Annotated in this window: 10 protein-coding genes, 1 rRNA gene and 1 pseudogene; 10 read left to right on the forward strand and 2 right to left on the reverse strand. The window is 72.4% G+C overall.

Going from position 1 to position 11,257, the window contains the following annotated elements; translation table 11 throughout:
- The first annotated feature begins 6 nt into the window (after positions 1 to 6).
- Genes ABT034_RS24630 through ABT034_RS24650 form a run of 5 tightly spaced genes read left to right on the forward strand, consistent with a single transcriptional unit; the run spans position 7 to position 6,671 of the window.
- Complete coding sequence (locus ABT034_RS24630) at positions 7 to 846, forward strand: DUF8175 domain-containg protein (protein WP_351218691.1); 840 nt, start codon at positions 7 to 9, stop codon at positions 844 to 846.
- Positions 836 to 2,155, forward strand: coding sequence for a hypothetical protein (locus ABT034_RS24635; protein WP_351218693.1), 1,320 nt, complete (start codon positions 836 to 838; stop codon positions 2,153 to 2,155). The genes ABT034_RS24630 and ABT034_RS24635 overlap by 11 nt, the downstream gene beginning before the upstream one ends.
- Positions 2,152 to 3,705 carry an SCO6880 family protein gene (locus ABT034_RS24640; RefSeq protein ID WP_351218695.1) on the forward strand — a complete coding sequence of 518 codons (1,554 nt, stop codon included), beginning with the start codon at positions 2,152 to 2,154 and terminating at the stop codon, positions 3,703 to 3,705. Before ABT034_RS24635 ends, ABT034_RS24640 begins: the two co-directional genes overlap by 4 nt.
- Before the next feature lie 20 nt (positions 3,706 to 3,725).
- Positions 3,726 to 5,120, forward strand: a complete 1,395-nt coding sequence (locus ABT034_RS24645) for an ATP-binding protein (RefSeq protein WP_351218697.1) — start codon at positions 3,726 to 3,728, stop codon at positions 5,118 to 5,120.
- Positions 5,121 to 6,671 carry a type IV secretory system conjugative DNA transfer family protein gene (locus ABT034_RS24650; RefSeq protein WP_351218699.1) on the forward strand — a complete coding sequence of 517 codons (1,551 nt, stop codon included), beginning with the start codon at positions 5,121 to 5,123 and terminating at the stop codon, positions 6,669 to 6,671. It begins immediately after the preceding gene.
- 13 nt (positions 6,672 to 6,684) lie between these two features.
- On the opposite strand, the gene ABT034_RS24655 is transcribed toward ABT034_RS24650, so the two are convergent.
- Positions 6,685 to 7,245, reverse strand: coding sequence for a GNAT family N-acetyltransferase (locus tag ABT034_RS24655; protein ID WP_351218701.1), 561 nt, complete (start codon positions 7,243 to 7,245; stop codon positions 6,685 to 6,687).
- 127 nt (positions 7,246 to 7,372) lie between these two features.
- Here ABT034_RS24655 and ABT034_RS24660 point away from each other — a divergent pair, with 127 nt between their 5' ends.
- The 5 genes and pseudogenes from ABT034_RS24660 to ABT034_RS35345 form a co-directional block, all read left to right on the forward strand.
- Positions 7,373 to 8,275: an ABC transporter ATP-binding protein gene (locus tag ABT034_RS24660; RefSeq protein ID WP_351218703.1), complete on the forward strand. Its 903-nt coding sequence runs from the start codon at positions 7,373 to 7,375 to the stop codon at positions 8,273 to 8,275.
- Positions 8,272 to 9,069 carry an ABC transporter permease gene (locus ABT034_RS24665; protein WP_351218705.1) on the forward strand — a complete coding sequence of 266 codons (798 nt, stop codon included), beginning with the start codon at positions 8,272 to 8,274 and terminating at the stop codon, positions 9,067 to 9,069. Before ABT034_RS24660 ends, ABT034_RS24665 begins: the two co-directional genes overlap by 4 nt.
- 13 nt (positions 9,070 to 9,082) lie before the next feature.
- On the forward strand, positions 9,083 to 10,327 hold the full coding sequence (locus ABT034_RS24670; protein WP_351218707.1) for a sensor histidine kinase: 1,245 nt from the start codon (positions 9,083 to 9,085) through the stop codon (positions 10,325 to 10,327).
- Entirely contained in the window at positions 10,324 to 10,995 is a 672-nt protein-coding gene (locus ABT034_RS24675; RefSeq protein ID WP_351218709.1) for a response regulator, read from the forward strand. The genes ABT034_RS24670 and ABT034_RS24675 overlap by 4 nt, the downstream gene beginning before the upstream one ends.
- A gap of 10 nt (positions 10,996 to 11,005) precedes the next feature.
- A pseudogene (locus ABT034_RS35345) lies at positions 11,006 to 11,071 on the forward strand (GNAT family N-acetyltransferase); the annotation flags it as partial.
- A 94-nt stretch (positions 11,072 to 11,165) separates the two neighbouring features.
- On the opposite strand, the gene rrf reads toward ABT034_RS35345, so the two are convergent.
- Positions 11,166 to 11,257, reverse strand: a 5S ribosomal RNA gene (gene rrf, locus ABT034_RS24680); the annotation flags it as partial.

Below are 11,257 nucleotides of genomic sequence, written 5' to 3' on the forward strand. Positions count from 1 at the left end.
CCCGGCATGAGTCCCGGTGACGAGCACGACAGCTTCGGCGGCGTGGGCGGCTCGGGCCAGACCCGGACCCGCCTGCCCGAAGGCAACAGCGGCGACGTCTACGGCGGCGCCCGCCGCCCCGTCCGCAGCTCCCGCTCCCTCCTCGCGGTCGTGGGCGTGGTGGTCCTCCTCGTCGCGGCCATCGCCTTCGCCAACCGGGGCGGCGGCGACCCGGCGGACGCGGCGGGCACCTCACCCCGCAAGGGCGCACCGGCGGGCGACCCCACAGCGGCGACGGGCGTCCGCCCGGTCAAGGCCAAGACCGGCACGATCCCCACGGGCTACGCCCACGACGAACAGGGAGCACAGAGCGCGGCGTCGAACTACGCGGTGGCGCTGGGCTCCGACGGCATGTTCACGGCCGGCCCCCGCGAGGACATCGTGCGCGCCACCCACGACCCCGCCGTCGCGGACGACCTGGTGAAGCGGCTTGACGCCTCCTACTCGGCCGACTTCCTGACCAGCATCGGACTCGACGAGAACGGCACCGCGCCCTCCGGCCTGACCTTCGTGTCGCGCACGGTCCCGGTCGGCGCCAAGGTCCTCGACTACACGGAGACCTCCGCGACCGTCGAGGTGTGGTGCACCGGCCTCCTCGGCCTCGCCGGCGCGGGCTCGACCAAGCCCGTCACCTCGGCGTGGTTCACCCTCACCGAGAAGCTCACCTGGACCGGGGGCGACTGGCGGATCACGTCGTCGAGCCAGACCGAGGGCCCGACACCGGTGAACGGCGACAACCGCGCCTCCATGGCCGACGAGATCGCCGCGGCGGTCGAGGGATACGGAGGCTTCACCTATGCCCGCTAGCCGCAGTCTGGCGGGGCGCGCGTCGGCCACGGCCGCCGCCGCCCTCCTCGCCGTACCCTTCCTGTCGTTCTCCGTCGCCCACGCCGCACCCACCCCGACGCCGACGGCGCCCACCCCGTCCCCGAGCGCCTCCAACAACGACTGCGGCCTCATCGTCGGGCAGGCCCGGGACCTGTGCGAGAGGGGCCAGCCCGGCGGCGGAGCGGACAGCGCCCCCGTCACCGACCCCGCGGCCGCGCTCGACCCCCTGTCGTCGCTCTCCCGCGGCTGCGCCGACGCCGCCATCGCCACCATCGACTACCTCTCCAAAGCCGTCAAAGAAACCGCCGACGTCGACTTCACCAACCCGGAGTTCCTCGGCCGGTACGCCATCGTCTTCGCCGCCTCCACCGTCCTCACCCTCCTCCTCTGGCTCCTCGCCGTCGCCAAGCGAGCCATCCGCGGCGTCCCCCTCACCACTGCGCTCTCCGAAGCCATCGGCTTCCTCTGGCTGACGGTCCTCGCCTCCGCCTTCACCCCCCTGATCCTCTACACCGTCGTCAACGCCACCGACGCCGTCACCGAGGTCATCGCCTCCGGCACCGGCCAGCAGACCGACGTCTTCTTCGGCAGCTTCAAGCAGGCCCTGCAAAAGGGCGACAGCATCGGTGGCGGCCCCATCATGCTGATCATCGTGTCCCTGGTGACCGTCGTCGCCGCGGGCGTCCTCTACCTGGAGCTGTTCCTCCGCGCCGTCATGCTGTACGTCGGCGCCCTCCTCGGCGTCGTCGTCTACTCCGGGCTCGTCGACAAGAACATGTGGGGCCACGTCCGCCGCTGGGCCGGCATCATGATCGCGATCATCCTCGTCAAACCGGTCATCGTGATCGTCCTCGGCCTGGCCGGCGCGCTCTCCTCCGGCACCGGCCCCGACGCGTTCTCCGCCGTCGTCTCCGGCCTCGCGATCATCCTGCTCGCGATCTTCGCCTCCGCGATGATCTACCGCTTCGTCCCCGGCTTCGGCGACGAGATCGCCGCCTCCCGCAACAACCGCCTCCACCGCGCCGGCGAGAACACGGCCGCAGCCGTCATGACCTCCCCCGCCTCCCTCGTCTCCCAGGGCATCAAGACCCACAGCTCCCGCGGCGACGGCGGCGGAGGCCAGAGCGGCGCCCAGCCCGCCCGCCCCGCCAACCCCGTCTCCGGCGGCATGGCCGCCCACAGCAGCCGCGGCGGCGGTGCGACTCCCCCGCCCCCGCCCCGTAGCAGCAGCCCCACCGCGGGCACCCCGCACAGCAACCGCAAGAACTCTGGAGGTGCAGGGCGTTGACGACCCAGTCCCAGCCGGTCGCGCCCCGCCGTACGTATCTCGTCGGCCGTGCCCGGCCGAACGCGATCGTCGGCAAGAACCGCGAGACCGGCGAGATCGCCCTGATCGTCGTCGGTGCCTTCCTCGGCATGATGAGCGGACTCCTCGTCCCCCTCCTCCCCCTGCGGATCGGGCTCCTCGCCGGCCTGCCGATGCTCGCCATCGCCGCCGTGTACCTCCCGTACAAGCACCGCACGTTCTACAAGTGGTTCGAGATCAACCGCAGCTACAAGCGGATGCTCAAGCGGGGCACGGCGTACCGCTCCGTCGTCACCGAGGCCGGCACCCGCCTCGACGGCCGCGAGGTCGAGGTCGGCCCGCCGCCCGGCATCGGCCGCGTCGGCTGGCTCGCCGCCCCCTTCGGCCCCGACGAGATCGCCGTCCTCCTGCACGCCGACCGCCGCACCGTCACCGCCGCCATCGAGATCGAGGGCCCCGGCGTCGGCCTGCGCGACAGCGAGGACCAGGAGGCCCTGGTCGACCGCTTCGGCACCCTCCTCAAGCACGTCGCCAACGGCGACGGCTTCGTCACCCGCCTCCAGATGCTGGCCCGCACCCTCCCGGCCGACCCCGACGCCCACGCCAAGGACGTCGGCCAGCGCGGCGACCCGCACGCGCCCGCGTGGCTCATGGAGTCGTACGAGCAGCTCCAGTCGATGGTCTCCACCTCCAGCGAGCAGCACCGCGCCTACCTCGTCGCCTGCATGCACTACACGCGCGAACTCGCCGCCGAGGCCAACGCCATGGCCCGCGCCGCCAAGCAGGCCTCCGGCGCCCGCCGCCTCGACCGCGACGCGGGCCTCGCCGTCGTCATGGCCCGTGAGCTCACCGACATCTGCGCCCGTCTCGCCGAGGCCGACATCCGCGTCCGCCAGCCCCTCGGCCAGTCCCGCCTCGCGTCCCTCGTACACTCCATGTACGACCCGGACCACCCCATCGACCACATCCAGGCCATGACGAAGCGAAACGCCTGGCCGGCCGAACTCGACGCGATGGAACCGACGTACCTCCAGGCCAAGACCCGCGAGTCCTCCACCCGCGCCCCCTGGTGCCACGCCACCGCCTGGGTGAAGGAATGGCCGATGACCCCCGTCGGCGTCAACTTCCTCGCCCCGCTCCTCGTCCACACCCCGGACGTGATCCGTACGGTCGCCGTGACCATGGACCTGGAGCCCACCGAGGTCGCCATCGAGCGGATGCTCACCGAGAAGACCAACGACGAGGCCGACGCCAGCCGCGCCGCCAAGATGAACCGCACGGTCGACCCCCGCGACATCGCCGCCCACGGCCGGCTCGACCAGCGCGGTGAGGACCTCGCCAGCGGCGCCGCCGGAGTGAACCTCGTCGGCTACATCACGGTGTCGTCGCGTTCCCCCGAGGCCCTGGCCCGGGACAAGCGCACGATCAGGGCATCCGCCGGCAAGTCGTACCTGAAGCTGGAGTGGTGCGACCGCGAGCACCACCGGGCCTTTGTGAACACCCTGCCGTTCGCGACCGGCATCCGCCGCTAAGGCCGAAGGGGCACAGACCCATGCGAGACCCGCTGTCCGTCCTCACCGACGCCTTCACCTCCTTCGTCTTCGGAAAGGTGGAGACGACCCGCCTGCCCGTCCGCACCTCCACCGGGCAGGCCCAGGCCGTCTACCTGCCGACCGCCGCCCCCGGCCTCGGCGACTCCGGCGTCATCATCGGCCGCGAGGTCTACAGCGGCAAGGGGTACATCTACGACCCCTTCCAGCTGTACGGGCAGCAGCTCCCCGCCCCGCACTGGCTGGTCCTCGGCGAGTCCGGCAACGGCAAGTCGGCCCTGGAGAAGACGTACGTGCTCCGCCAGCTCCGCTTCCGGGACCGGCAGGTCGTCGTCCTCGACGCCCAGGGCGAGGACGGCGTCGGCGAATGGAACCTCATCGCCCAGGAGCTGGGGATAACCCCCATCCGCCTGGACCCGATGGTCGCCAACGACTCGGGGATCCGCCTCAACCCGCTCGACCCCTCGATCACGACCACGGGACAGCTCGCCCTGCTCCGTACGATCATCGAGGTGGCGATGGGCCACGGCCTCGACGAGCGCTCCGGCTTCGCGCTCAAGGTCGCCCACGCCCACGTCACCGACCACACCACCGACCGCCAGCCGATCCTCACCGACATCGTGGAACGGCTCCGCCACCCCGAGGCGGAGTCGGCGGAGGCGATGAACGTCGACATAGACGATGTACGGGCCTGGGGCCTGGACGTGGCCCTCGTACTCGACCGGCTGGTGGACGGCGACCTCCGCGGCATGTTCGACGGCCCCACGACCGTCGGCATCGACCTCGACGCGCCCCTGATCGTCTTCGACCTCTCCCACATCGACCGCAACTCCATCGCCATGCCGATCCTCATGGCGATCGTCGGCGTCTGGCTGGAACACACCTGGATCCGCCCCGACCGGAAGAAGCGCATCTTCCTCGTCGAGGAGGCCTGGCACATCATCAACAGCCCGTTCGTGGCCCAGCTGTTCCAGCGGCTGCTGAAGTTCGGCCGCCGCCTCGGCTTGTCCTTCGTCGCCGTCGTCCACCACCTCTCCGACGTCGTCGACGGAGCGGCCGCCAAGGAGGCCGCGGCGATCCTCAAGATGGCCTCCACCCGGACCATCTACGCCCAGAAGGCCGACGAGGCACGCAACACGGGCCGGGTCCTCGGCCTGCCACGCTGGGCGGTCGAGATCATCCCGACCCTCACCCCCGGCATCGCGGTCTGGGACGTCAACGGCAACGTGCAGGTGGTCAAACACCTCATCACCGAGAAGGAACGCCCGCTGGTCTACACCGACCGCGCCATGACCGAGTCCTCGGCCGTCGACCCGGAACTGGAGTGGGAGACGGAACAGCGCGCGATCCTCATCGAGCAGCAGCTGAACGGCACGTCGCAGTCGACGGTGGCGTAGATGGAGACGGCACGGAAGGGCGGGGGAGTCTCCGACGGGCTGCTGCTCAGCCTGTTCGGCCTCCTCCTCTGCCTCACGGTCCTGGTGTGGACGGCGACCGGCCTGGCCGGCCTGCTCTCCCACGGCGCCTGGCCGGACGGCATCACCCTCACGGGCACGCCGTCCGCCCTGCGCTCCCTGGTGACCGCCCCGACCGACCTCGCGACGGCCTGGCCCACCACCCCGCCGGGCCAGCTCTCGGGGTACGGGCTCTTCTGGGGCCTGCTGATCGGCGAGGCGATGATCCTGCTGGTCCTCGCGATCTTCACGCTCGGCACGGTGGCCCGCTGGCGAGCGGTCAGGGCGAACCGGAAGGCGGGGGCGTACGAGTACGCCGTCGGAGCGCGGGTACGGGAGGAAGGGCCGCCATCGACACAGGTCACCCCGCCCCGCCCGGAGGAGAACACGGCGCCCCCGGCGGGCCAGACACCCCTGACGGCCTCGCCGGCCCCGGCGCCCACCACCCCGGCACCGACCCCGCCCCCGCCCGCCCCCTGGCCACCGGCCACCGCCCACCCGGCGCCCGCCCCCGGGCCCCTCGTACCCGCACCGACCGCCCCCGCTCCCCACCCCGTGGCCCCCGGCCCACCGGCCCGCACCTTCTACGGCCCCCCGGACGCCCGCCGCCCCGCCGCCGTCCAGGCGATCCACGACGCCGAGGGCCCGGTCCTGGTCGTCACCTCCGACCCGGCCATCTGGTCCGCGACCAAGGACGCGCGCGGCAAACTCGGCCCGGTCCTCGTCCACGACCCCGGCCACCTCTGCGACACCCCCGCCCGGCTCCACTGGTCGCCGTCCGAGCACTGCGAGGACCCCGACGTGGCCACGGAGCGGGCCGTCGCCCTGCTCGCCCCCGTACGCCCGCACTCCCGCCTCGACGCGGCCACCGCCGACACCGCGGAAACGCTCCTGCGCTGCTGGCTGCACGCCGCCGCCGTCGACGGGCGCCCCTTCCGCCAGGTCCACCGCTGGGCCCAGGGCACCGGCGCCCACGAGCCGGTACGGATCCTCCGCAGCCACCCGAAGGCCGCATCAGGCCACGCGGGCCTCCTGGAATCGGCCCTGACGGCCCACCCCGAAAGCCGCCGCCTGGCCCAGGAACTGACGGCACGCGCGCTCGCGGCACTCTCCTCGATCCACATCCGCGAGGCGTGCACCCCGAATCGGACGGATTCCCTGGCGCTGGCATCTTTCCTCCCCGAAGGGGGCACCCTCTACGTGGTGGGGGAACCGATCGAGGATCCCCGCACCCACCCCGGCGCGATGCCGCTCCTGACGGCGCTCGCCGCAAGCGTGGTCGAGCACGGCCGCCGCATGGCCGCACGGTCATCCGACGGTCGGCTCGACCCACCACTCACGCTCGTCCTCGACGACGTCGCCGCCGTGGCCCCGCTCCCCCAGCTCCCGCAGCTCCTCGCCACCGGCCACGACCAGGGCCTCCCGACCCTGGCGCTCCTCCGCTCCCGCGAACAGGCCCGCACCCGCTGGCCGGAGACCTCCCTCAGCCACTGAGGGGACCCGCCGCTCAGGCGGGCCGCAGCAGCTCGTACTCCACCTCGACCGCGTCCTGACCCGCGTGGAGCGCGACCTGTACCCCGGTCGCCGCGTACCCGAGCCGCCGGTACACCGCCTGCGCCCGGGTGTTCTCCGCGTGCACGTACAACCGCGCCCGCTCGATCCGCGGCTCGGTCAGCGACCAGGACCACTCGGCCGCCGCTGCGAACAGCGCGTCGATGACCCCGGCCCCACGTGCCTCGTCCCGCACGAACACCCCGACGACATGGGTCTGCTCGACCACGGGAACCTCCCCGAACAGCGTCTCGGCCGCCGCCCGCTCCACCAGCACCGTCACCGTGCCCACCCACCGCCCGTCCGGCGTCTCCGCGACGAGCTGGCGCACCCCGCCGGGCCCGTCCTCGGACGCCCCCTCGGCCCGCTCACGCCAGAAGTCGTCCGGCCGTCCGACCGCCGCCTCGTACGTGTCGAGGAACGCGAGGTGCGCGACCGGGTCCCGCAGCGCCGTCAGCCGCAGCTCACGGGCCTTCTCCCACTCGTCGGCGCGGATGACACGTATCGAAAAGTCCATGGCCGGATCCTCTCCACCGCACGACCGCGTGACAAACGGGTTTCGTCGTACCCCGGTACTACGCCCCCGCGCCGGCTCCCACCCCCGGTCGGACGTCCCGCCGCCGCCCGCTCCCTAGCGTCGAAGCATGATCCGAGCAGAGCACCTCACCAAGCGGTACGGGCCCACCACCGTCGTCCAGGACCTCAGCTTCACCGTCCGCCCCGGCGCCGTCACCGGCTTCCTCGGCCCCAACGGAGCCGGAAAGTCCACCACCCTCCGCATGATCCTCGGCCTCGACGCCCCCACCCGCGGCCACGCGACCATCGGCGGCCGCCCCTACGCCGCCCACCCCGCGCCCCTCACCCAGGTCGGCGCCCTCCTCGAAGCCCGCTCGGTGCACCCCGGCCGCTCCGCCCACCACCACCTCATGGCCCTCGCCCACACCCACGGCATCCCCCGCGCACGCGTGGAGCGGGTTCTCGCCCTCACGGGCCTCACCCACGTCGCCCGCAAACGCGTCAAGGGCTTCTCCCTCGGCATGGGCCAGCGCCTCGGCATCGCCGCCGCCCTCCTCGGCGACCCGGCCACCGTCATCCTCGACGAACCGGTCAACGGCCTCGACCCCGAGGGCGTCCTCTGGATCCGCACCCTCCTCAAGTCCCTGGCCGCCGAAGGCCGTACCGTCCTCGTCTCCTCCCACCTCATGAGCGAGATGGCCCTCACCGCCGATCACCTCATCGTCATCGGCAAGGGCCGGCTCCTCGCCGACACCACCGTCGACGAGCTCGTCCGCACCTCCGGCAGCGCGACCGTCAAGGTCGTCACCCCCGAGGCGGACCGGCTGCGCACCCTGCTGCCCGGCGCCGGCATCACCGTGGAGGCCCCCGACACACTCGTCGTCACCGGCCCGGACGCCCCGGAGATCGGCCGCGCGGCCGCCGCCCACGGTCTCGCCCTCCACGAACTCACCCCCCAGGCCGCCTCCCTCGAGCAGGCGTTCATGGCCCTCACCCACGACTCCGTCGAATACCAGGGAGCCCCCGCATGACCACGCCGACCACCCCCACCCCGCTGTCCGCCCCGACCCTCACCCACGCGCGCGTACTCCGCTCCGAGTGGCACAAACTGTGGACGGTCCGCTCCACCTGGATCACCGTCCTCACCGCCACCGCACTCGTCCTCGGCGTCGGCATCCTCATGGGCGCCACCTACACCTCCGATGGCGGCGACTCCGACGTCGACACCGTCGTCCTCACCCTCTACGGCTCCCAGCTCGGCGGCATCGCCCTCGCCGTCCTCGGCATCCTCGTCACCGCCGGCGAGTACGCGACGGGCATGATCCGCGCCTCCCTCACCGCCGTCCCGAGACGCCTCCCGGTCCTCTGGGCGAAGGCCGCCGTCTTCACCGCCGTGACGTTCACCCTCACCTCCGCCACCGCCCTGCTCACCTTCCTCACCGCCCAACTCTTCCTCTCCGACACCGACCAGGCCGCCTCCCTCACCGACGACGGCGTCCTCGCCGCCCTCGCGGGCAACGCCGCAGGGGTCACCCTCCTCGGCGTACTCGCCCTCGGCCTCGGCGCCACCCTCCGCTCGGTCCCGGGCGCGATCGGCGCGTTCGTCGGCGGGGTACTGATCGTCCCCGAGATCCTCGGCATGCTCCCGTACGAGGCCATGGACACCGCCGTCCGGTACTTCCCCACCCAGGCCGCGGGCGCCCTCGGCTCCGCGACCCCCCTGCCGGGCGCCGCCTCCCCCGGCGCCGCCCTGCTCGCCCTGCTCCTCTGGGCGGCCGCGTCCCTCGCCGTCCCCGCCCTGTTGCTCAAGCGCCGGGACGTATGAGGATGATGACGGGGTGACCACGGAGGAAGCACCGCAGCCGACCGACCCGACGGGCCTGAGCCGCCACGTCCACCGTCTGCTGACCCGCCTCCGGGCCTTCGACACCCGGCACCCCTGGCCGTGGGACGCCACGCTGACGATCCTCTGGACGGTGGCGGCGCTCGTGGACGCGGCCGGCGGCTGGCGGAACACCGCCCCCGACCCGACCCTGCCCACCTGGTTCGTGACCGTCCTCAGCCTGGGCCTCACCCTCCCCCTGTACTGGCGCCGCCGACACCCCACGGCCGCCCTCGCCGTGATGGCCTGCGCGGCACTCGTCAGCGACGCCTCGGGCGCCTTCCTCCAGGCCTCGTACCTCCAGCTGCTCCCGGTCTTCCACATCGCGCTGATACGGCCACCCCGCGCGCTCCTGTGGTGCCTGGGGTTGGTCGCACCCCCACTGGTGACGGGAGCGCTCCGCTTCTCCCGGGAGGTCTGGGACCAGCGCGTGATCCCCGTCCTGTGGGCGTACGCGCTCGTCGCCCTCCTCGGCATCGCGGTCCGCGCCCGCCGGGACTACACGGCGGGCCTCGTCGACCGGGCCCGCCGCCTGGAGATCGAACGCGACCAGGAGGTCCGCCTCGCGGCGGCGGCCGAACGCACCCGTATCGCCCGCGAGATGCACGACATCATCGGCCACAACCTCTCGGTCATCACCGGCCTGGCGGACGGGGGCCGTTACGCGGCCGCCAAGAACCCCGAGCGCGCCGCCCAGGCCCTCGACGCCATCGGCACTACGAGCCGCGAGGCCCTCGGTGAACTCCGCCGCCTCCTCGGCGTCCTGCGCGACGACGAGGAAGCGGCGGTACGGGACCCCCAGCCCACCCTGGCCGACCTGGACGCCCTGATCACCGGCGTACGAAACGCAGGCCTGCCGGTACGCTTCGACCTCCGCGACGAACCGACGCCCCAACCACTGGCCCCGGGAGCCCAATTGACGGTCTACCGGGTGGTGCAGGAAGCCCTGACGAACACCCTGAAGCACGCCGGCGAAGGCGCGAAAGCAACGGTGCTCCTCACGTACACCCCCACGGAGGTACGAGCGGAGGTCACCGACACGGGAACAGCGGCGGTACCCCCTTCCCCCGGCCAGGGGCAGGGCCTCACGGGCATGCGCGAACGCGCGGCCCTCTACGACGGCACGCTCGACTGCGGCCCCCAGCCGGCCGGCGGCTGGGCCGTCCGACTCCGACTTCCCCGGGAGGACTCCCCCTCGTGACGACCGTTCTCATCGCGGACGACCAGCCGATGCAGCGCTTCGGCTTCCGCATGCTGCTCGAGAGCCAGGACGACATGACCGTCGTCGGCGAGGCGTCGAACGGCGCCGATGCGATCCGCCTGGTCGACCGCTTCCACCCGGACGTCGTCCTGATGGACATCCGGATGCCCGGCCTCGACGGCATCGAGGCCACCCGCCGCATCATCGCCACCGGCGCCCGTACCCGGATCCTGATCGTCACCACCTTCGACCTGGACGAGTACGCGTACGACGGCCTCCGCGCCGGCGCCAGCGGCTTCCTGGTGAAGGACGCGCAGCCGGAGGAACTCCTCGCGGGCGTCCGCGCGGTCGCCAGCGGCGACGCGGTCGTCGCCCCGAGCCTCACCCGTCGCCTCCTGGACGCCTACATCCACCACCTGCCACCGGCGGCCGCGGCGACCACCCCGACCCAGGAGGACCCCCGCCTCGCCTCCCTGACGGACCGGGAACGCGAGATCCTCACGGTCATCGGCCAGGGCTGGACGAACACGGAGATCGCCGAACGCCTCCACCTCGCGGAATCCACGGTCAAAACCCACGTGGGCCGCATCCTCGCCAAAACAGGCGCCCGCGACCGCGTACAGGCAGTCATCCTGGCCTACGACACCCAACTGGTGGCGCCGGCCTGACACTAGGGCCATGACATACGAGACGATGCCGTTCCACCTCGAGACCGAGCGGCTGATACTGCGGCCGTGGGCCGAGGTCGAGTACGTCCGGACGGCCCTCGTTGCCGTGACCCGGCCGTAAACGCAGAAAAGCCCCGCACCATAAGGTGCGGGGCTTTCCCACAATGATTGTTCGGCGGCGTCCTACTCTCCCACAGGGTCCCCCCTGCAGTACCATCGGCGCTGAAAGGCTTAGCTTCCGGGTTCGGAATGTAACCGGGCG

Origin of the sequence: Streptomyces sp. NPDC002773, assembly GCF_040295605.1 — a bacterium.
Classification (GTDB): Bacteria; Actinomycetota; Actinomycetes; order Streptomycetales; family Streptomycetaceae; genus Streptomyces.

Excerpts from the sequence above, each read along its gene's own strand:
- ABT034_RS24630 (WP_351218691.1), top strand. The coding sequence starts at position 7 with ATGAGTCCCGGTGACGAGCACGACAGCTTCGGCGGCGTGGGCGGCTCG.
- ABT034_RS24635 (WP_351218693.1), top strand. The coding sequence starts at position 836 with ATGCCCGCTAGCCGCAGTCTGGCGGGGCGCGCGTCGGCCACGGCCGCC.
- ABT034_RS24645 (WP_351218697.1), top strand. The coding sequence starts at position 3,726 with ATGCGAGACCCGCTGTCCGTCCTCACCGACGCCTTCACCTCCTTCGTC.
- ABT034_RS24650 (WP_351218699.1), top strand. The coding sequence starts at position 5,121 with ATGGAGACGGCACGGAAGGGCGGGGGAGTCTCCGACGGGCTGCTGCTC.
- ABT034_RS24655 (WP_351218701.1), bottom strand. The coding sequence starts at position 7,245 with ATGGACTTTTCGATACGTGTCATCCGCGCCGACGAGTGGGAGAAGGCC.
- ABT034_RS24660 (WP_351218703.1), top strand. The coding sequence starts at position 7,373 with ATGATCCGAGCAGAGCACCTCACCAAGCGGTACGGGCCCACCACCGTC.
- ABT034_RS24665 (WP_351218705.1), top strand. The coding sequence starts at position 8,272 with ATGACCACGCCGACCACCCCCACCCCGCTGTCCGCCCCGACCCTCACC.